Source organism: Lachnoanaerobaculum sp. OBRC5-5, assembly GCF_000296385.1.
GTDB lineage: Bacteria > Bacillota > Clostridia > Lachnospirales > Lachnospiraceae > Lachnoanaerobaculum.
In genome coordinates this window covers 1-19,901 of the sequence record NZ_JH815185.1, presented here as the reverse complement: position 1 = coordinate 19,901, position 19,901 = coordinate 1, and the positions used below count along the sequence as shown (strand labels likewise).

General features: G+C 33.6%; 22 protein-coding genes and 2 pseudogenes. 3 read left to right on the top strand and 21 right to left on the bottom strand.

The window, feature by feature from the left end; genetic code table 11:
- Window positions 1–4 precede the first annotated feature (4 nt).
- From HMPREF1135_RS00115 to HMPREF1135_RS00060, 12 genes are all read right to left on the bottom strand, one after another.
- Window positions 5–817 carry a sugar phosphate isomerase/epimerase family protein gene (locus HMPREF1135_RS00115; RefSeq protein ID WP_007590698.1) on the bottom strand — a complete coding sequence of 271 codons (813 nt, stop codon included), beginning with the start codon at window positions 815–817 and terminating at the stop codon, window positions 5–7.
- 88 nt (window positions 818–905) lie between these two features.
- On the bottom strand, window positions 906–1,625 hold the full coding sequence (locus HMPREF1135_RS00110; protein ID WP_007590697.1) for a ThuA domain-containing protein: 720 nt from the start codon (window positions 1,623–1,625) through the stop codon (window positions 906–908).
- On the bottom strand, window positions 1,625–2,692 hold the full coding sequence (locus HMPREF1135_RS00105; protein WP_007590696.1) for a Gfo/Idh/MocA family protein: 1,068 nt from the start codon (window positions 2,690–2,692) through the stop codon (window positions 1,625–1,627). Before HMPREF1135_RS00105 ends, HMPREF1135_RS00110 begins: the two co-directional genes overlap by 1 nt.
- A gap of 454 nt (window positions 2,693–3,146) precedes the next feature.
- Complete coding sequence (locus HMPREF1135_RS00100) at window positions 3,147–3,491, bottom strand: very short patch repair endonuclease (protein WP_330369961.1); 345 nt, start codon at window positions 3,489–3,491, stop codon at window positions 3,147–3,149.
- Window positions 3,491–4,576 carry an HpaII family restriction endonuclease gene (locus tag HMPREF1135_RS00095; RefSeq protein ID WP_007590694.1) on the bottom strand — a complete coding sequence of 362 codons (1,086 nt, stop codon included), beginning with the start codon at window positions 4,574–4,576 and terminating at the stop codon, window positions 3,491–3,493. The genes HMPREF1135_RS00100 and HMPREF1135_RS00095 overlap by 1 nt, the downstream gene beginning before the upstream one ends.
- A gap of 49 nt (window positions 4,577–4,625) precedes the next feature.
- Entirely contained in the window at window positions 4,626–5,669 is a 1,044-nt protein-coding gene (locus tag HMPREF1135_RS00090; protein ID WP_007590693.1) for a Fic family protein, read from the bottom strand.
- A 76-nt stretch (window positions 5,670–5,745) separates the two neighbouring features.
- Complete coding sequence (locus HMPREF1135_RS00085) at window positions 5,746–6,189, bottom strand: very short patch repair endonuclease (RefSeq protein WP_034242829.1); 444 nt, start codon at window positions 6,187–6,189, stop codon at window positions 5,746–5,748.
- Complete coding sequence (locus tag HMPREF1135_RS00080) at window positions 6,189–7,274, bottom strand: HpaII family restriction endonuclease (protein WP_007590690.1); 1,086 nt, start codon at window positions 7,272–7,274, stop codon at window positions 6,189–6,191. The genes HMPREF1135_RS00085 and HMPREF1135_RS00080 overlap by 1 nt, the downstream gene beginning before the upstream one ends.
- Before the next feature lie 2 nt (window positions 7,275–7,276).
- The gene (locus HMPREF1135_RS00075) at window positions 7,277–8,317 is read right to left on the bottom strand and encodes a DNA cytosine methyltransferase (RefSeq protein ID WP_007590688.1); all 1,041 of its coding nucleotides are present in this window, start codon (window positions 8,315–8,317) and stop codon (window positions 7,277–7,279) included.
- 397 nt (window positions 8,318–8,714) lie between these two features.
- Window positions 8,715–9,422 (bottom strand): restriction endonuclease, encoded by a 708-nt coding sequence (locus HMPREF1135_RS00070; RefSeq protein ID WP_007590686.1) that lies wholly within the window; start codon window positions 9,420–9,422, stop codon window positions 8,715–8,717.
- 2 nt (window positions 9,423–9,424) lie between these two features.
- Window positions 9,425–9,784, bottom strand: a complete 360-nt coding sequence (locus HMPREF1135_RS00065; protein ID WP_007590683.1) for a hypothetical protein — start codon at window positions 9,782–9,784, stop codon at window positions 9,425–9,427.
- Complete coding sequence (locus tag HMPREF1135_RS00060) at window positions 9,723–10,841, bottom strand: hypothetical protein (RefSeq protein ID WP_007590681.1); 1,119 nt, start codon at window positions 10,839–10,841, stop codon at window positions 9,723–9,725. The genes HMPREF1135_RS00065 and HMPREF1135_RS00060 overlap by 62 nt, the downstream gene beginning before the upstream one ends.
- A gap of 248 nt (window positions 10,842–11,089) precedes the next feature.
- Between HMPREF1135_RS00060 and HMPREF1135_RS00055 the strand changes: the two genes are divergently transcribed.
- The gene (locus tag HMPREF1135_RS00055; RefSeq protein WP_034242826.1) at window positions 11,090–12,478 is read left to right on the top strand and encodes an ISNCY family transposase; all 1,389 of its coding nucleotides are present in this window, start codon (window positions 11,090–11,092) and stop codon (window positions 12,476–12,478) included.
- A gap of 628 nt (window positions 12,479–13,106) precedes the next feature.
- Here the strand turns inward: HMPREF1135_RS00055 and HMPREF1135_RS14000 are convergent.
- Window positions 13,107–13,277 carry a hypothetical protein gene (locus HMPREF1135_RS14000; protein WP_007590677.1) on the bottom strand — a complete coding sequence of 57 codons (171 nt, stop codon included), beginning with the start codon at window positions 13,275–13,277 and terminating at the stop codon, window positions 13,107–13,109.
- A gap of 78 nt (window positions 13,278–13,355) precedes the next feature.
- Window positions 13,356–13,661: a type II toxin-antitoxin system RelB/DinJ family antitoxin gene (locus tag HMPREF1135_RS00050; protein WP_007590668.1), complete on the bottom strand. Its 306-nt coding sequence runs from the start codon at window positions 13,659–13,661 to the stop codon at window positions 13,356–13,358.
- A 118-nt stretch (window positions 13,662–13,779) separates the two neighbouring features.
- On the opposite strand from HMPREF1135_RS00050, the pseudogene HMPREF1135_RS14500 reads away from it, so the two are divergent.
- Window positions 13,780–13,991 (top strand): annotated as a pseudogene (locus HMPREF1135_RS14500) (IS1634 family transposase); the annotation flags it as partial.
- 242 nt (window positions 13,992–14,233) lie between these two features.
- On the opposite strand, the gene HMPREF1135_RS00045 reads toward HMPREF1135_RS14500, so the two are convergent.
- The 3 genes from HMPREF1135_RS00045 to HMPREF1135_RS00035 form a co-directional block, all read right to left on the bottom strand.
- Window positions 14,234–14,602 carry a hypothetical protein gene (locus tag HMPREF1135_RS00045; RefSeq protein ID WP_007590667.1) on the bottom strand — a complete coding sequence of 123 codons (369 nt, stop codon included), beginning with the start codon at window positions 14,600–14,602 and terminating at the stop codon, window positions 14,234–14,236.
- A gap of 179 nt (window positions 14,603–14,781) precedes the next feature.
- Window positions 14,782–15,003: a hypothetical protein gene (locus HMPREF1135_RS00040; protein ID WP_007590666.1), complete on the bottom strand. Its 222-nt coding sequence runs from the start codon at window positions 15,001–15,003 to the stop codon at window positions 14,782–14,784.
- On the bottom strand, window positions 15,000–15,500 hold the full coding sequence (locus tag HMPREF1135_RS00035; RefSeq protein ID WP_007590665.1) for a hypothetical protein: 501 nt from the start codon (window positions 15,498–15,500) through the stop codon (window positions 15,000–15,002). Before HMPREF1135_RS00035 ends, HMPREF1135_RS00040 begins: the two co-directional genes overlap by 4 nt.
- A gap of 493 nt (window positions 15,501–15,993) precedes the next feature.
- On the opposite strand from HMPREF1135_RS00035, the pseudogene HMPREF1135_RS14080 reads away from it, so the two are divergent.
- A pseudogene (locus tag HMPREF1135_RS14080) lies at window positions 15,994–16,525 on the top strand (transposase).
- 150 nt (window positions 16,526–16,675) lie between these two features.
- Here the strand turns inward: HMPREF1135_RS14080 and HMPREF1135_RS00020 are convergent.
- The 4 genes from HMPREF1135_RS00020 to HMPREF1135_RS00005 all read right to left on the bottom strand — a co-directional run.
- Entirely contained in the window at window positions 16,676–18,433 is a 1,758-nt protein-coding gene (locus tag HMPREF1135_RS00020; RefSeq protein ID WP_007590664.1) for a DUF4153 domain-containing protein, read from the bottom strand.
- Window positions 18,434–18,447: 14 nt separating this feature from the next.
- Window positions 18,448–18,657, bottom strand: a complete 210-nt coding sequence (locus HMPREF1135_RS00015) for a helix-turn-helix domain-containing protein (RefSeq protein ID WP_007590663.1) — start codon at window positions 18,655–18,657, stop codon at window positions 18,448–18,450.
- Window positions 18,658–18,668: 11 nt separating this feature from the next.
- Complete coding sequence (locus HMPREF1135_RS00010) at window positions 18,669–19,142, bottom strand: DUF2975 domain-containing protein (RefSeq protein WP_007590662.1); 474 nt, start codon at window positions 19,140–19,142, stop codon at window positions 18,669–18,671.
- A gap of 378 nt (window positions 19,143–19,520) precedes the next feature.
- Window positions 19,521–19,901, bottom strand: a 381-nt coding sequence (locus HMPREF1135_RS00005; RefSeq protein ID WP_007590661.1) for a transposase, incomplete at its 5' end; no start/stop codon positions are given.

Genomic DNA, 19,901 nt, shown 5'->3' with positions numbered 1-19,901 from the left:
ATTTTTATACAAGTTTACCCTTTAAAAACTCATATGAGATTCTACAAGCTTCCTTTGCATCACCTGCATATCCGTCCACTTCTACAAGCCAATCACCGTCATAACCTCTTGACTTAACATATGAAATCACTCCGTCCAAATCAACTCTTCCTGTTCCAAGCGGTGCAAATCCCTCATCATTAAGGTCTTTTAAATGTATCAATGCAATTCTGTCATAATACTTTTTAATAAACTCAAGCAGATCATATCCTCCTGCAAGAAGATGCGCAACATCCGGGCAAACCTTAATATTTGAATATGCAAAAAGCTCATCTATCTCCTTTGGACTCTCCGCAATTGATCCAAGATGCGGATGGAAACATGCAACCAAGCCGTACTTATCGGTGATTTTCTCCAGCTCGTCAAGTCCTTCAGCTAAAAGCTTCGTATCTCCCGGTCTGATTCCACCTGTTCTTATTGCTCCTCCACAAACTACCAAATAAGTAACTCCCGCTTCCTTAGCCGCCTTACACACTTCTTCAACATGAGCCATCTCATCTTCCAAAGCATCTTTATAAATAAAATTGGCACCTATACACACGCTCATCATCTTTACGTCCGCACTCTTCATCATGTCCTTAAGGTTGTCAATATTATCTGCATATTTAGTTAAATTTCCGTCAAGAACTTCGATATGGTCAAATCCAATCTCACGAATCGCCTTCATAGCTTCCTGATCATCACACATTGTTACATATCTGATATCCTTAGCACTTGTCACTCCTGCTCCCGATCCCACTAAAGGTCCAAACGCATTTGTCATATAACCTAATCTCATACATATCCTCCATATTGTATCTTTTTATAATATTAATATTATTTGCGCAAATTTTAGTTTCACTTTTTAAATATAATGTTTCTATATTCTATAAATTTATTTTCGGATATTCTTCACATTTAATATCCGCTCTTTCTTTTGTAGGTGCAGCCCATAAAACCGCATTGGCAATTACTTTCAAAACTGTCGAATTGTAATAGGCCGAATTGGTATCATGTCCGGGATGGAAGTAGAAAACCTTACCATATCCTCTTTGCCATGTACAACCGCCTCTAAATAAATTACCTCCTGAAAACCAAGTGGTAAAAACTACGTCATCAGGCTTAGGAATATCAAAAAATTCTCCGTACATTTCTTCCTCATCCAGATCAAAATATTCCGGTATACCTCTTGCAATAGGATGTGAAGGAGTAGTTGTCCATATACGTGCATAGTCTCCAAAACGATACTTCAATGTACAGCTTGTACCCATAAGTCTTTTAAATACTTTACTCAAGTGTGCTGAATGCAGTACGATAAGACCCATTCCCTTCATTACTCGATTATATATTCTCTCCACTATTTCATCAGGGAAAGCGTTGTGGCTACGGTGTGCCCAAAACACAAGTACATCTGTTCCATTCAACGTCTCTTCAGTTAATCCAAATTCTTCCATATCACTGTTTAAACAAACAACCTCAAAATCATCAACATATGCTAACTCTTTTTTTATTCCTGCAGCTATTTCTGCAGCAATACCGTTCGGATAAACCTCTCTTACTCTTTCTTCCTTTTCGTGCAATTTCTCATCCCAGACAACAACACGCATTATAAGCCTCCTTCAAACTTTATAACTTCGTTTTTCTCTGAAGACTCCCAAACCGCCTCAAGAACCTGCATTACACGTCTTATTTCAGAGTTCTTAATTATAAATTCAGTCTTTCCTTCTCTTGCATCTCTGTAATTTTCGAAAAATTCAATCTGTTCATTATTAGCAATAGGAAGTTCTTCTGTTATAAGAATATCCTTATCAATTTGTCCGAATGAACGGGTTGGCCCTGCAAAAGTCATGGTTGTCTCTCCCGGAACATTGGTAAGAAGACGAGTTGTCTTTACAATTTTTCCTTTCGGGAAAAATCCGTCTGAATATGCACTTCCTTTGTCACCACCAATAAACCAGTGGTGCTCGAACCAGTTTTCTTTATCCCCTAAAAAATATGTACCGAGTTCTATTTCTGCACGAATATTATTTTGGAACTTAATATCAATTTTAAAATAATCATCAACTTCAAAATTAATAACATTCCTTACTTGAGCATAAACAGACTCAACTTTTGACGGCACCATCCATAATATCTGGTCAATTAAGTGAACACCCCAGTCATAAAGCATTCCGCCACCATACTTTTTATATACATGCCAATCATGCATATTCCCGTTTACACCATAAAGCATTGATTGAATTGTATATACATTTCCGAGCGTATTCTGATCATAGATTGTTTTCATTGTTCTATAATCTTTGTCATATCGCCTTTGATGATGAATTGTGAATCCGACACCGTATTTCTCACAGACCTCTATCATTTCATCATACTCTTTTACACTGAGTGCAACCGGCTTTTCACATATAATGTTTTTTCCGGCCTTTGCAGCTTTTTCTACCATTTCTCTATGCTTATGATTTTCAACTACTATAAGTACAGTATCAATATCTTCATTTTCGAGTAACTTGTCTGCACTTGTATATTTAATCACTCCCGGAGTTGAGGCATCGTCCATTCTTGACTCATCAATATCACAAATCCCAACTAATTCCATGCCTTCCGTCTGTGCAATCTTCAGCTCATGTTTATGCCCCATGTAACCAAAACCTATAATACCAAATTTAATCACCGGTAGAGCTCCTTTCAAAACATCTCTTTTTGTTAAAATATTTACGTAAATATTTTTCTTTTACTCTCGTTCGTTTTCTTTATTATTCCATATCCAACGTATTAAAGTCAATGTAATTGTTGTATATTCTTACTTTTCTATCTTTTAGCTAAATTTTGCAATATTTGTTTTTAGCAAACTAATTTATTTACGTAAATTTTTATTACAGATACAAGTATAAATATTATAAAAAGGCCATAGAACCGTTAATATAAACAGTTTCTATGGCCTTTTTTATTTTCAGAAATAAAAAGAAACATAACTTACATATTTCATCACTTATACTCTCGAAGCATCGCCACCCTTTTTCTCGCCATTATTAGGATTTTGGCGTAGAAAAAATACTGTTGGCGAGATAATCCGTCTTTTCCTTTTCTATTATCTTATCTTTCATCATCTGTTTAATTTCACATCCCTACACCACTATAACATTAATGCCCATGCTCTCAAGTTTGATGTAGTTTTGCTTATCTCTTTGAACATTTCCCTCCAACTTACTTTTCCAAAAATCATGATTATTCTTAGGGATGGAAGCATACTTGCAATTTTCATGCATGTGCCAAAAGCATCCGTTCACAAATATGACAACCTTGTATTTAGGAATATAGATATCGGGACTTCTGGGTAGGTTCTTATAATTTAATCTGTATCTAAACCCCATATGCCACAAAAGCTTCCTCAAATAAACTTCAGGTTGTGTATTCTTGTTTTTAACCCTTGCCATATTCTCACTTCTGGTCATCGGCTTACTCTTCTTCACTATCTGAATCTCACCTGCAAATTAAGCTTTATAAAGTCTTCTACGTTTTCACTATACACTTCCCCGAAATCATGTCTTGATGTGGATGCTGTTTCATACTTTGTATTACTTAACAAATATTCTTCAAAGTAATTTCTGTTGTATATATGATATGCAAGAACATTACCTTCCTTTGTAACTACAATATATCCTCCTGTAGCCTCATCCAAACCGTCCCACACTGTAGCAGGTTTCATTCCCAATGCTACAGCCGTCAAAAACTTTTTGAACTTATATCTATAGGCATTTACATTACCGTAGTTCATAGGATTCTCCTGTTCAAGTTTTTCCACCATCTCGTTACAATTGCTGATTCCGTCTTTATAAAAATATAAAAGAGTCTCGGCAATAATTCTATCCATATTACTGTCAATAAGAACCAAATTATCTTCAAAAACCTGATTATTCATCTTTCGATATTCAAGAGTTCCGTTTTCTTTAATTATCTTATTTATGAGCCCTCTGACATCTGTATGATTCTTACCTCCGGACACCTTGTATATTCCATTTGCTTCTCTTATCAAATCAGGATCATTTTGTACTATTTTATAGATAAAGTTTGTGGTCTTTCCTGCATTCAACACAGTAGAATATGGACCTAATTCGGATTTTATTAAAGAACCTATTGTCGGACTGTATACTGTATCTGCATCAGTTATTTTTACCATGATATCATTTTTATCTATTGCATGTGTGAAAAGCTTATAACACAAGATTTTATCCCTGAAATTCTGCGTACTTTCTACCGAAAATGCCCCCTTTGAATCTTTGCTGTTAATCTCATTCAACAAGTTTACTGACTCCGATTCAAACTCTGTCGCAGGTAATTCCTTGACTTTTGCTCCATTAATATAAATTGATATCGTTTCTTCGGCGGTATACTCGTTGATTTCACCCTTTGTTTCTTCTCTGATTGTTCTAATTATAGGAAGATAAACATCCTCAAGCTTATTTAATTCACTGTCTGCCGCATATACTTTTACATCTGCCAATATTCTTAAAAGAGCATATACTTCAGACCGTTCCCACTTATTCCCCTTAAACATATTTACCTCCGTGTAAAAGCCAATTGTTCAATTTTTTCTTCACTTGCTTCTAAATCTTAACGTACTTTGTTGACCGCCCACTACCTACCTGTTTTATTTTACTATTATCATATAATTCCTTTAAAGAACGTTCTATTGTCCTTTGTGATATATCGGGACAGATTATCATAATATCCTTTTTTGAAAGCGGCTCTAATGACTTTTGAATAACCGTTAATACTCTTTCCGGTGATGTCAATTTCTCATTTCCTATCATGTTAAATCTGTCATCACATTCTTCATATGCTTTTAATAAAATCCCAAGAATATATCTTATAAACGGGATTTCATCATTTTCACCTGTATGCCACTTTTCGCTTGATTTTTGCAACTCTTCATAATAAGACTCTTTACTCTCTTCAATCAGCATTTCTATACTTATATATCTTCCAACAAAGTAACCGAACTTATAAAGTAAAAGTAATGTCAGTAATCTGCTCATTCTTCCATTACCATCATCAAAAGGATGAATACATAAAAAATCATGTATAAGCACAGGTATTAAAATTAATGCCGGAATATTTGCTTTCACTGCTTTATTATAAGCCTCAACCATTTTATCAAAATACATTTCTGTTTCAAAACTGCTTACCGGTTGAAATCTCACTTTCCTATTGCCTAACGCATCTACTTCCATAATGGTATTGTCAAGAGTCTTAAATTTCCCCTTATAGTTTACATATGAATATGAATATAACTGATTATGGAGAGTTAAAATATCATTTTTATCAAATTCTATATATGCATAATTTTCATGAATAATGTCAAGTACATGCCTATATCCTGCAATCTCCTCCTCATTCCTGTTTCCCGGTTCTGCCTTTTTATTCATCAATTCGTTAAGTCTTGCATCATTTGTATAAATCCCCTCAATAGCATTCGAAGACTTCGTACTTTGTATTTTAGCTACATCAATCATCTTATCCAAAACATCAGGATAATTTTTTACATAAAGTTCTTGCTTTCCCTTATATTCGTGAATTTTTGCAATTGTATGATATATATTTACAGGCAAAGACAATTCCATAAGCTTCAAATAATTGAATTCTCTCAAAACATCACCTCCATTTTCTCGCCATTATAACATATTTGGCTATGAAAAATAAATAATGGCGAGAAAAATCTCGCCATTATTTGGAGTTTGGCGTAGAAAAAATGTGATTGACAAGATAATCCGTCTTTTCCTTTTCTATCACCTTATCTTTCATCATCTGTTTGATTTCACATCCCCACACCACTATAACATTAATACCCATGCTCTCAAGTTTGATGTAGTTTTGCTTATCTCTTTGAACATTTCCCTCCAACTTACTTTTCCAAAAATCATGATTATTCTTAGGGATGGAAGCATACTTGCAATTTTCATGCATATGCCAAAAACATCCGTTCACAAATATGGCAACCTTGTATTTAGGAATATAGATATCGGGACTTCCCGGTAAACCCTTATAATTTAATCTGTATCTAAACCCCCTGTGCCACAATAGCTTTCTCAAATAAACTTCAGGTTTTGTATTCTTACTTTTAACCCTCGACATATTCTCACTTCTTGTCATCGGCTTACTCTTCTTCACTATCTGAATCTCACCTGCAAATTAAGTTTTATAAAGTCTTCTCCGTTTTCACTGTATACTTCTCCGAAATCATGTCTTGATGTGGATGCAGTTTCATACTTTGTATTACTTAACAAATATTCTTCAAAGTAATTTCTGTTGTATATATGATATGCAAGAACATTTCCTTCCTTTGTAACTACAATATACCCTCCTGTAGCCTCATCCAAACCGTCCCAAACTGTAGCAGGTTTCATTCCCAATGCTACAGCCGTCAAAAACTTTTTGAACTTATATCTATAGGCGTTTACATTACCGTAGTTCATAGGATTTTCATGTTCAAGTTTTTCCACCATCTCGTTACAATTGCTGATTCCGTCTTTATAAAAATATAAAAGAGTCTCGGCAATAATTCTATCCATATTGCTGTCGATAAGAACCAAATTATCCTCAAAAACCTGATTGTTCATCTTTCGATATTCAAGAGTTCCGTTTTCCTTAATTATCTTACTTATACGCCCTCTGACATCTGTATGATTTTTGCCGCCTGACACCTTGTATATTTCGTTCGCTTCTCTTATCAAATCAGGATAATTATGTACTATTTTATAAATAAAGTTTGTAGTTTTTCCTGCATTCAACAAAGTCGGAGATGAACCCAATTCGGATTTTATTGAAAATCCTACAGTAGGGCTGTATCCTGTGTTTACATCAACTATTTTTACCGTAATATCACTTTTATCCGTTGCAGGTGCTGAAAGCTTATAACACAAAATTTTATCCATAAAATTCTGCGTGCTTTCTACCGAAAATGACCCCTTTGAATCTTTGCTGTTAATCTCACTCAACAGATTTCCGGACTCCGATTCGAACTCTGTCGCAGGCAATTCTTTCACTTTAGATCCGTTAATATAAATCGATATCATTTCTCCTGCGGTATATTCTTTGATCTCGCCCTTGGTCTCTTCTCTGATTATTTTAATAATAGGAAAATAAATATCCTCAAGCTTATTCAATTCACTGTCCGCAGCATATATCTTTCCGTCAGCCAAAAGTTTTAAAAGGACGTATACTTCAGACCATTCTCCCTTATTCCCTTTAAGCATATTTACCTCCATGTAAAAGCCAATTGTTCAAATTTTTCTTCGCTTTTCTTAGTTTTCGTATTTTCTTTTTCAAGTTGTGCCTTTATCTTTTCGGCAATCGCACGTATCACAGGAACTGTAACGGAATTTCCGAACTGCTTATATAAATGTGTATCGGCAACTACAAACTTAAAATTGTCAGGAAATCCCTGAAGTCTTGCCCACTCTCTCGGTGTCATCTTACGAATATATTCTTTGTTGACACTGCCTTTTATATGCGTAACCGGAGTAAAGTCGGTTAAACGATCATCAATTATCAAGTTTCTTTCTCTTCCCATACCGCCGCAAACAATAGCTCCCGCTACGGAGTCCAATTCTCTGATTTCATATCCGAATCCGTTCCCCTTGGAAGCATGTCTTGCCTTATGTCTTTTCAACGAATCCAGATAAATGGTGGATAAATAATATTTGGGTGATACTTCTTGTTCTTCCATTATATCCTTTATTACCCTGGTATCATCCGTTTTCTCAGGAAATGTAAAGTCTTCCGGTGCTATATCGTTCCTGAATCCGACAATATATATCCTTTCTCTATTTTGCGGAACGCCGAAGTTTTTACTGTTAAGAACTTTATAGAACACTTTATATCCCAAATCCTCCAAAACAGATTTTATAACATCAAATGTACGACCTCTATCATGGTTAACCAGATTCTTCACATTTTCACAGAATACGACTTTAGGTTTATGGTATTTTACAATCCTTGCGACATCAAAAAAAAGAGTTCCTCTTGCATCTTCAAAGCCTCTCTTCTGACCTGCAAGAGAAAAGGCTTGACAAGGAAACCCTGCAAGTAATATATCATGGGGCGGTATATCTTTCTCATCAACCTTGGTAATATCTCCAACCACATCTATACCGTCATTATAATTTGCCTTGTAAGTTTCAACCGCTTTTTTATCCCACTCACTCACAAAAACTGTTTTGATATCGCCTTTAAATGCCTGTTCAAAGCCGAGCCTTATCCCCCCGATACCTGCAAATAAATCTATTGATTTATACATCTTATCTTCCTCTTTCGTTTTCAACAATACCTTACAATATTATAACTCAACTTTATGAATATTCTACCCGAAATTTCGGATAAACAGGGGGAATCTATTGCTATTATTGGATCTGTGGGGCATCAGATTTTGATTATCCTTTGCAATTCACCTTTACTTATACCTCTAACTTATTCTATGTGGAACATATAATCCTCATAACCTCTATTCGAATGGAGTTACCATGTTTTATTCTAATATCTGTTTGTTGAAAATAAAATCTCAACTTTTAAATGGGGATATGGTATAAGAAATATAAGAAAAAGTTGAGATTGGTAATATATAACCCAAACATTTAACTATATAACCCAAAAAGCACTCACAAAACGCAAGTGCTTCTAATACTACTTTTATAAATTTATAATTTTCCCTCTGCTTTATGCTTAGATACGTAATTGTCATACATTATGTCATGTTTTAATGACTGATACTTATCTCTTAATAGTTCAAATACATTCTTATTTCTTTGATAAATATCATAAAAATCTTCCTTTGTGAGAACTATAATATACCTTTTCTCTGCAAGTGCTAATTTTTTTATAAGTCCCAATCCATCAGACCATCCCTTTCCAGTAACTCCGTCCCACGCTACCAAGATTCCAAACTTTGTATCTGTGTAACTCATCAATGAAAAAAATTTTCCAACATATGTAACATTTACTTTACCTTCATAATTTTTACACTCACATAAAAAAGTACTCCCGAGTCCATCAAAATCGTTCGTTAAACCTATTCTACTCGCAGCATCTTTCCAGCTGACTAACAAATCTACTTCATTCGAACTTGTTCTACAATTCTTCTTTACATCAAAAATATTAGGAAATGCCTTTGCAAACAAGACCGCCGTAAGCTCCTCTAATTTATTCCCCTTACTTTTTGTTGTAGAGGAAGGCGTAAAAATTTCATCATACAAAGAACAAAATTTTTCATGATTATCATCACTCATTTGTAAAAAACTTGGATTTTTATGGCATTCATAGTATAAAAAACTCGGAATGTCAAAACCGTGCTCATTTAATAACTCCTCTGCCAATTTATAATTGTCTATATTTTGAAAATCTGCCATAACTACAATACCCTATAAACCACAGATGCATGTTCCAATGGATTTTCTATTTCTTCATCACAATTTATACAATAGATTTCATCAGGAATTTCACCTATAGTTTTATAGTATTGTCCGGTATAGCGTTGACACCCTGGACAGTATATTTCCAAGTACTGCTCAATATAACCAGCCTCTCTAAGTAATTCTAAGGCATCATAGATATCTTTTATATCATATTTCAATTTCCTATGTATAGCAGTTGGATAAATCCAATCCTTAGAACTATAATGAGCTAAAAAATCTATAAAAGTATCTACATTAATATTTAATTTCTTCTCCTTTAGTAAAGGAGCTGCTTTCACAAAGATATTTAATTGCATTGTTCATTCGCTCCATTCCTATATCGCTACATGTCCCTGTCAAATGCTGTAGCAATGTATATTTTTGGTTCAAATAATCAAAGGTTATTTTCACAATATAGCTCTGAGATTCAACTGCATTTTCCCATTTGATATAAATATAAGGGTAACTTGCTGTCAATTCTATATCATTCAAATATTTTTCTATTACCCCTTTCGCTTCGTTATTAAACAAATCTACATTCTCTTCTATAAGTTCTCGAAGTTCACCTACAAATGGTAAAACAGCATCTCTACTCTCTGCAGCTTTTAACTCTGCTGAGCCTCCTGATTTTAAAGCCATCATCTGTCTATACATTCTTACAGAAGAATCCGATTTATCATTAATAACATCTATGGTATTTGCATGTTCACACAAAAACAACTTAAATTCCAGTTTCTCTACAAGCCATTTTAAACATGTACTTACTAAATTCGCATAGATATTACTTTCAGTTTGCTGAGCACTATATTTTACAGCATCATATCTTACTTCTAGCACTCCAATGTTTTTATCAATATAAATGACAATTGGATATCTATAATCTATTTGCTCGTAATCATCACCCTGAAAACATGATTTTTGTAATACAAACTTGACAAAATATTTTCCACCACTTTCGTACCACATTGGATCGGCATCTAAAAGTAAAGTTTTTAAAATATAATCCGTTGAAAAACTATTCTTTTCGAATTTCTTAATTCCAATATTTTTTAAACTTCCCTCAATCTCTTTTTCGGTTTCAAAAAAAACCGGTACAGAATACTTATATAATTTAGTATATTCCCACTCTTCAAAAAATCCCATAAAATCTGGTGTCATGGTTGTCTTCGAAATAATAGCGTCAACATCTGCTTTCTCAAAATAAATTGGACTATTGCCAGCCGTTTGGATACTCATTTGAGATTCAAATGTTATTTTGCCATCTTTCTCTAATGCACTACATATTTTACGCTTCGCCCTTTTTGAATAACATGATACACTCTCTCTATAGAAATTAAGAAATGTCACCTCATCCATCGCAGCTCTATTAGTCATTCCTCTCCTCCCTTTGGTTACATTATGCTTTATTATACCATAAACAAACAAGTGTGGCATCATATTTTTCCGATTTTGTCAAGTCTGTAAATGATTTATTTTATTATGCTTATAAGCCGTATATGATAAAGGGTATATGATAAAGTCCTAATATACCCCAAACGAAAATGTCCTGTTTATGATAGAATAGTGCTTTATACATTTTATTAAACAGGAGGAACAGACTTATCAAAAAGGTAGTTTTATCACTGAATGAGCAAAAGAAATACGAAGTTATCAAAGGGTTGGCTGACCACCCTGATACCGCTAACAAGAACAGAGCCGCTATGGTACTGGGATGCACCAAGAGGCATATAAATCGTATGTTACAGGGATATATAAAAAGTGGCAAGAAATTCTTTCTACACGGTAACAAAGGCAAAAAGCCGGCCACTACAATCTCCCATGATATTCGTAGACAAGTCATAGACCTTTACAGAACTAAATACTATGATGCAAACTTTGAGCACTATACAGAGCTTCTGAAAAAGAATGAGGGCATATGTATCTCACATTCATCTGTAATGAATATCTTGGAGTCTGAATATATTCTTTCTCCAAAGGCCACCAAAGCTAAACGTAGACGTATTAAGCAAAAGCTGAAAGCTAAAAAAGAAACTGCAAAGACAAAGAAGGAGCTGGCATCTATACAGGCCAACCTGGTAGCAATCGATGATGCCCACAGCCGTCGTCCAAGATGTGCTTATTTTGGTGAACTACAACAAATGGATGCAACCCCTTATGAATGGGTACCGGGACAAATATGGCATCTACATTTGGCTATCGATGATGCCTCAGGCGTTGTTACAGGTGCCCGGTTTGAAACTCAGGAAACTCTTAACGGCTACTACCATGTATTCGATCAGATACTTACTGATTACGGTATTCCTTATAAGTTTCTTACCGATAGAAGAACTGTATTTACGTACAAGAAAAAAGGCGCCTTATCTGATGATAAAGACACCTATACACAGTTCGCTTATGCCTGCAAGCAGCTTGGTGTAGAACTTGAATCAAGTAGTGTACCTCAAGCTAAAGGACGCATAGAACGTTTGAATCAAACCTTACAGTCACGCCTGCTGGTTGAATTCAGAATCGCAGGCGTAACCGATATCAATAAAGCCAATGAATTCCTTCACTCCTACATAAAAGAATTCAATGAGAAGTTTGCACTTCCACTTTATGGTATCAAATCTGTATTTGAAACACAACCGTCCAAGAAAAAAATAAATCTTACTTTAGCGGTTCTGACAGAAAGAACTGTTGACGCAGGACATGCGATTCAATTTGAGAAAAAGTTTTATAAGATGATAGATCATAAGGGAGTGCAGATCCATTATCAAAAAGGAACAAAAGTTATGCTTATCAAGGCATTTGATAAGTATTTGTTTGCGTGCGTTAATGACAAAGATATTCATGTGCCGGAGGAAATACCAACACATGAGCGTAAGTCTAAAGACCTGGACGCTGATTACAAAAAGCCAAAACCTAGAAAACCTTATATTCCACCAATGAATCATCCTTGGAGAAGAAGTGCCTTTAAAAAATTTGTCCACTCACAACCACACAGAATTGAACAAGACTTAAAAAGTGCATGATAAAAAGCCCCTTTTGTGGGGCTTATAAAATAATTATTTTAGGACATAATCATTTATGCTTGACCGTCTGTAAATGATTTATTTTATTATGCTTTATGCATTAGTCTAGATTATTAATAGAAAATCCTAAAAAACAAATAGCCTGCATTCATTGTTACAAACATGGAGTCATACCTGATATATAATCAGGCCCTATTGTAATAGAGGCTTGAAATAAAGCTTTATAAAGTAAACCAGACTTTGATTTTACTTCTGTCGGCAGATATAAAAGAATTGCAAATGCGAATATGATACTGACACATGCACTTTCTTATAACATATTTAATTGGTTTAAACCATTGGAATTATCTGTAAATATGCTAAAACAACCCATTGATAATATCCATTCAGGATTGCTAAAACTTTCTACAAAATTAATCTATTCAGCAAGATATATACAATCGAAATAACAACTACTATTAAACTTTTACAGATTGATAACTACTTAAAAATTCTAACTGTGGAAAGTATGCCTATTTTTAGATGTATCAAATTAGATTATAATATCATGGATTAATTTTAGAGATTCATATAACGGTTTTAAAATTAAATATTGTACCACAAATAATTCAGATTTATTTATATCTCCTTATACAATTCCTGTTCGCTTAGCAAGTTCCTTCTGTGTAATTCCAGACTCCTGTCCCACATCAATCATAGCCCGTATCAAGGCATGTTCCGGTTGCAACGCTTCATATTCGCTTCTAATTTCAGCATCATTAAGTTGTTCATTTAAGAAATCATCAAATTTTCTACTCATTACTATCTCCACTCCTGCTTAAATAGTTATCTCTATATCTTAGTGCTTCATCCGTAATATCAACCCTATATTTTACCATCAATTATGGCTCTCTCTAAATTTATCAAAAGCCTTCGCTGCGCTCTGTGTTCTACCTTCTTTATAAGATTCATATCCTTTTTGTATCTTATCATGAATCTCATCTATGCTCATTTTAGTCATATCAATACTCTCCGGGGTACTTGGTAAAGTTATTGCAAAAGGAATTCCTCCGGTCAATACAATTTGGTTAAGAAACATATCTACAGCAGTAGACATAGGAACTCCTAAACGTCCCAGCACAGATTCCGCATCTTTTTTCAGTGTCGGATTTACTCTTAAGTTCAATGTTGCCGATTTCTCCATATGTACTACCTCCGTTCTTTTATCAATATTGTAACTACATTGTCGTTACTTGTCAATGTAGCAATATCACTATAATCTAAAAGCAAAATCTACTCAACTAAAAACTATAAAGTATTTTCTTTATGTTAATGAAACTATTGATATACTTGCTTCTCAAATACGTTTTCAGTTCTCTTTATTTGAATTAATTACACAGCTTATTTATACGAGGGTTATATCACCATGATCTAAGTTAAAGACAACCTCTCATGTATTTACATATCTTTATGGCAGTTTAACCATCTCTGAAGACCGGGCATATGACGGTGTTCTTTCATAGGAGAGTCCCATAAATTGATATCTCTAGCGATGACAACCAAAAAGCCGGTTCACATTAGCAATCTTAATTTCCTCTACTTAACACAGGCTGAAATCGACATTCTCTTTCAAAGCTGCACGCTCTTGTACACCTAAAACTAGATTTTGAGAGAAACGACGGAATTCCGGTATGATAATATACTCACATTTAAATCTGTACGAAAAGTTCTACTGTCGGACTTAACGAAACAATACTAAGCAAAACGCATCAAATCTTATTTTTCAAGCCTTTTATATGCCGGCATTCCCATGTTTTTTCCATCTATATTAACAGAGAAGTACCATTTCCCATCGTCCTCAAAGGCATGAAAAACACCTAAGATTAAATAACAATCTTTCCATTTATCACGATATTTTCCAAGTTTACTATCTAAAATAAACTCTTCTTTTCTATCCAACGGAACTAACCATCCCGGCACTTTAAACATAATCTTAGTAAGATTAACAAATTCTTCTTCTGTCATATCAGGAAAAAACATATATCCCTTAACTTTACAGTATTTCTGTATTTCCATATATGCTATTTCAGCGCTTTTATATCGATCATTTTTTATCACTACCGGATTCATTTCCCAATTTTGCATTAACCACTCCTCCAATCAAATTCTTGCTAATAGTCCCACCCAAATAAACCTTACTCTCCATAATGAGTTAATGCCAAAGGAACTACATCAACAATAATACATACTATTTGGAAATAAATCAAAAAGAATATCTTCCAATATTTGATTTTAAGTCAGCATTCTTTCTATTTTCAAAGCACCTATTTTATTTTATACCCGTCCGACGATTTTCTCCCAATCAATGATACTTTAGATAAATTTCCTGCCTTCACTTCTTCACAGATACGGCGTACTACTCTTGGAATCGCCGGAGTATTGCCAAAGAAATCTCTTGCCATATAATTACCCGGAGCTATACCCGGAATTATATAATTTATAATCATTCTATATACTTTCATTTCATTTGAATTTAAAGTAATCATTCCTTTTCTCCTTTTGAAAAATCATTTGTTAAATTAGCTGCAAGTATTTTCATTTGTGACAGAATATTTCTTTCTGTTTGTGTTAAAAGACTTTTAGGTTTTTGTATTAATACTAATACTCTAACCAAAAAATCCGTGTCTGAAATATTATCAATCACTTTATAGTCTTTATATATTCTTTCAAATGAGAACGATCTTCCATGCCATAAATTTTCTTTAAAAAAACCGTCATATTCATTTGAATTTTCATTTAATAATGATCTTGAAAGTCCTGTAAATGCTCTACCAGGTGAACTTAATTTAAGTTCAGTTTCTACTTTTAAAACAACTGTGTCGTCATTTTCAAACGGTTCAACTACTGTCACCTTTTTTTGATTATAATTACTCTCAAGAGAGTTCATTTCATCAAGTTTGGCTTTAAGGAATTTCAAATGATCCTTTAAAGAACCTGTCGGATTAGGATTTGCCAATTTCATTTTTAACATTATTTGATGCATACAGTTATCTCCTTTATTTCAAATCAAATATTTAGTTTTTGATTTGAAATAATAATTCCATATTTTATTCTATATGTAAATGCTCAAAACAAAAAATTATTTTTTGATTACCAAATAGTACAAAATAGAATGGAAGCACCTGTAAAGTAGATTTGCTCTACTTTTCGGATATTCCAAACCGGTTCTTTGTTCTTGTTCAGATATTCTGAACATTTACTTCAAATTTTACCAAATTTAAACATGAATTTCTTGTATCTAGTCCTCATTACAATCGTATTGAATTTTTTATTAAGAAAGGCTGACCAAGTTCATTGCTCATTCTTTCCGTAGTGCAATAACTATTGCAGAGGCATCCGATAAAGCTAATGTTTCTACTCACACTGTATATAAGATACTTGGTACACTTAACAATTCATCTGATAGAATTGGGGAAGCTATATCAATAGATGAGTTTAAAGGGAATGCCGGAACCGAAAAGTATCAAACTATTGTTGTGAATCCTATAAAACACAAAGTTCTTGATATACTCTACTCAATAAAGAGTGCATGTTTGGTTGAATACTTTAAGTCTCTTGATAAGTCAAAACGCATGAATGTAAAATATTTCTCATGTGATATGAATAAGACTTTCATAGATATAGCTAAAACATACTTTCCAAATGCTAAGATAGTTGTTGACAGGTACCATTTTATAAGGCAGGTATATTGGGCTCTGGAGAAGGAAAGCACACTTCATAAAAGAGTTGTTTATTAAGCTACTTGATGAAAAATCATACTCAAAGCAACGAGTGCTACTTCGCGAATGGCTGCTTGAAGTGGAAAGTTCCGGCATAAAAGAGTTTAATGCGGCAATCACAGCATTTAGAAATAATTACAAATACATCTTAAATCCACTTAAGTATCGACATATATCAAATGGGCCTACAGAAGGGTTTAATAACAAGATAAAGGTACTTAAAAGAGTATCTTATGGTGTACGTAACTTTACATATTTTAGGAATAGAATTTTAATGGTGACGGCTTAAAAAATATCTGGGGACGAGGTCTTTCTGTTGTGCAAAAAAATATTTATCAGGCTTTAAATATATTATGCCAGGTAAAATGCTAAGTTCAAAAAATTCAAATATAAAAAGTGGGCTGAAAAATCAACCCACCCCAACACTTGACAAAGAACCTTAATTTAGATTCATATGTTTTTTTATTTCGAAAGCCTTATTTCTGGAGTAATTATAACTGATAGGTTCATCTATATCAAAAGAATAATACTCCATGATACCTTCTGCGCAGAAGTGTAGCTTATCTTTAAGTTCTTTATCGGAACTGTTTTTCCAAGCCTTGTAAATAACAGGCATTGCAGCCATATCACTTTCCCTAAGATCATATATATCATAGTATGGCAGATTACCGTTCATATAGGCATTAAGATTATACCCGGCAACCACTGCGTCTATATTGGCAAGACAAAGAAGTACAAAAAGTATATTTCCTGCATAGAAACTTAATTTGGTAACAGGAAAGCTCTTCTTAAATTCTCCCATTATGATAAAGGCAAATACAAAACATAAGAAAATCATAAATACACTTGGAATTATGCGCAGTGTTGTAAGTCCATAAGTGCTTATATACAGATACATCTTGGCAAAGTCAACCAATATAAGTGCCAATGTTAATATTGAATTTAGGATTATATGAATACGCAAATACTTATTATTTTCATTTTTAACTGAAAAAATTTTAGCTACCGCAATAAATACTATATTGATTAAGGCAACAGCCAGAAGTTCAAAAAATCCTCTTCTTGCATATTCTGAATAGGTAAAATCAGCCGGCAAAGAACCGCCTAAAATATCTATAAAATATATAGCCTGTATTCCTATAAAAAGAATATAAAAGCAGCAAATAACTGCATTAACGGTATATAAACTAAGTCTTGGTATGAAAGCTGCATTATCCATGGTTTTATTAAACTTATCTATATTAAAGGACTTTGAATTATCCTCTATGGAACTTCCGTAGATAAGTGCGTACAGGTAGGTTGCCATAGGTAGTGACCATATAAGAGTTCCTATATTTTCAGGAACATTGATATCGAAGTTGAATAAATGGTCAAAAATATTTTTAAAAGTAGCATCTGCACTTGAAAGCAGGAAAATGACAATCATTATAAACGGAGTACCAATCAAAAGTCCGAGAAAAATATGCAAAAAGTACTTAGTCTTTGTACTTGAAGTGCTTTTTCCCCTCTTTGAAAACATGCAAATCCAAAAAGAAGTAGCATTATGTATAGGAATAAATACAAGTGCATTGATATAGTCATATAATATAAGCGCTGAAGTTTCGCTTTTTATAAGCTTGTTAAATACCGTTACAGGAAGGTAAATAAGCATAAAATTCATAGCTATTTGCATAAATATATTAAGGGAATAGTTATAAAAAACAGTAAAGCTTATGGCTAAAAGTATCATAAGTACCGATAAAATAATACTTTCACTATTGAACTTAACAGCCTTTAATTTAGCATATGCAAGCACTGAGATAACATAAAGTACTATGTATAAGGTAGCTCCCAAACCTAAAGTTACCATACCTGTATTTAAGTTATAATATTTTATGCATAAAAATGCGAGTATAAATACAACGGGCAGCATTATTATATCTAACGTTTCAAACTTATATTTAGGCTCTTTTTTTATTGGAGTCTTATTTGAAGTTTCAGACTCCATATTAATGCCGACTGTGGGAGTACTTGCAGTATTGTTTGAACTGTCAGCTATATTATTGCCTGCACTTGCAGTGTTGTTTGAACCGTCAGCTATATTATTGCCTGCACTTGCAGTGTTGTTTGAACTGTCAGATACATTATTGTTTGCATTTGCAGTTATATCATTATCTGAATTTATAGCTGTATAATTATCTGATAAATTTTCGCTCATGTTAAATACCTCCTTTAGTTTTCGTCAGGTATGTATTCCAGTATATCTGCCACTTGGCAGTTAAGTTCTCTGCATATAGCCTCCAAAGTGGAGAATCGTACCGCCTTGGCTTTATTATTTTTAAGAATGGACAAATTGGCAGCTGTGATACCTATTCGCTCGGCAAGCTCTCCGGCAGACATCTTCCTTTTTGCCATTACCACATCTATATTTACCATAATCATAACTTTTCTCCTTATATGGTATACTCATTTTCTTGCTTTATTTCTATAGCCTCTGTAAAGACATTCTTAACTACTCTCAGTATAAGAGCCATAAATGCAGAGCCTGTAACAAGTAATACAAATGGTAGATAGAAAAATGTTAAAATAAAGCATACAAATGAGACAATAAAACAGCACCATGAAAGCATTCTAAGATACTTGACATTTTCTGCTATAAATACTTTAGACTTATGTATATTACATAAAAGCTTATATAGGAGAAACAGTGCGGTATAGGCAAGTATATCAAGTATGTAAACAGCAATCATACTGAAAATGATATACTTTCCGATAAGTTCTTCCTTGGAAAGAGGAATATAAATGCGCCTTAAGATAATAAATTTTATATCATGGTGTATGTAAATATTAAGCAGTATACCCAATATGGCAAAAACAAATACACATACCTTAGATAAAGCTATACTTTTATTTTGTGTCCAATTCATCACAACCTCCTACTTTACATATAAATATTTACAAGCTGTAAAAAATTCATTAATACTGGGAACATGATAACATATAATTTAATGTTTAGCAATAAAAATATATTGTTATTCGATAAAAAAATATTGAGATTCATTTAAGAATTGTTTTTTAAGATGAGTTGTAAGGTGATATTATTTATTAAAACATTTTGTAAAATAAAAAGTGAGCTGAAAAATCAACCCACCCCAAAACTTGACAAAGAACCAAAAAAGGGGATGTGAAAAAACTCGATTGAGTTTTTTCGCATCTCCCTTTTTACATTTATTGTGTATAGTTGACTGAAATCATACGCGAAAAAAGCGCACTTCCCCTACCCCATAGAAATTCTTTTTTTGAATCTATGCGGCAGTTCTGTTTCTCATCTTTTTTTTCTGATATTTATATAAATTATGTCCTATCGCCACGAGTAAAACTTCCAGTTTGACTGAATGAATACCTCTTCGGACAATTCTCTTGTACCAACGGTCGTTTTTCATAATTCCGTAAGCGCCTTCTGCTTGTATCGAACGGTTCATTCGTAATAACGCACCATGGATACTTTCTAGGTTTTCAATTACTTCCTGATGCATGGAAGTTAGTTCCTGATTGATCCGAACGGTTCTATTCTTATCTGTATTCTTACATTTCTTTGCATATGGACATCCGCTACAGTCTTCACATTCATACAGTTCTTCCTTGCGTCCGTACTGATTTCCCCTCACATCTTTTCTGCATAAAAA

Coding starts and splice junctions, on each gene's coding strand:
- HMPREF1135_RS00020 (WP_007590664.1), bottom strand. CDS start 18,433: ATGAGCGAAAATTTATCAGATAATTATACAGCTATAAATTCAGATAAT.
- HMPREF1135_RS00010 (WP_007590662.1), bottom strand. CDS start 19,142: ATGAATTGGACACAAAATAAAAGTATAGCTTTATCTAAGGTATGTGTA.
- HMPREF1135_RS00110 (WP_007590697.1), bottom strand. CDS start 1,625: ATGCGTGTTGTTGTCTGGGATGAGAAATTGCACGAAAAGGAAGAAAGA.
- HMPREF1135_RS00050 (WP_007590668.1), bottom strand. CDS start 13,661: ATGGAGAAATCGGCAACATTGAACTTAAGAGTAAATCCGACACTGAAA.
- HMPREF1135_RS00115 (WP_007590698.1), bottom strand. CDS start 817: ATGAGATTAGGTTATATGACAAATGCGTTTGGACCTTTAGTGGGATCG.
- HMPREF1135_RS00045 (WP_007590667.1), bottom strand. CDS start 14,602: ATGCAAAATTGGGAAATGAATCCGGTAGTGATAAAAAATGATCGATAT.
- HMPREF1135_RS00070 (WP_007590686.1), bottom strand. CDS start 9,422: ATGGCAGATTTTCAAAATATAGACAATTATAAATTGGCAGAGGAGTTA.
- HMPREF1135_RS14000 (WP_007590677.1), bottom strand. CDS start 13,277: ATGAGTAGAAAATTTGATGATTTCTTAAATGAACAACTTAATGATGCT.
- HMPREF1135_RS00075 (WP_007590688.1), bottom strand. CDS start 8,317: ATGTATAAATCAATAGATTTATTTGCAGGTATCGGGGGGATAAGGCTC.
- HMPREF1135_RS00040 (WP_007590666.1), bottom strand. CDS start 15,003: ATGATTACTTTAAATTCAAATGAAATGAAAGTATATAGAATGATTATA.
- HMPREF1135_RS00080 (WP_007590690.1), bottom strand. CDS start 7,274: ATGCTTAAAGGGAATAAGGGAGAATGGTCTGAAGTATACGTCCTTTTA.
- HMPREF1135_RS00015 (WP_007590663.1), bottom strand. CDS start 18,657: ATGATTATGGTAAATATAGATGTGGTAATGGCAAAAAGGAAGATGTCT.
- HMPREF1135_RS00035 (WP_007590665.1), bottom strand. CDS start 15,500: ATGCATCAAATAATGTTAAAAATGAAATTGGCAAATCCTAATCCGACA.
- HMPREF1135_RS00095 (WP_007590694.1), bottom strand. CDS start 4,576: ATGTTTAAGGGGAATAAGTGGGAACGGTCTGAAGTATATGCTCTTTTA.
- HMPREF1135_RS00060 (WP_007590681.1), bottom strand. CDS start 10,841: ATGACTAATAGAGCTGCGATGGATGAGGTGACATTTCTTAATTTCTAT.
- HMPREF1135_RS00065 (WP_007590683.1), bottom strand. CDS start 9,784: ATGCAATTAAATATCTTTGTGAAAGCAGCTCCTTTACTAAAGGAGAAG.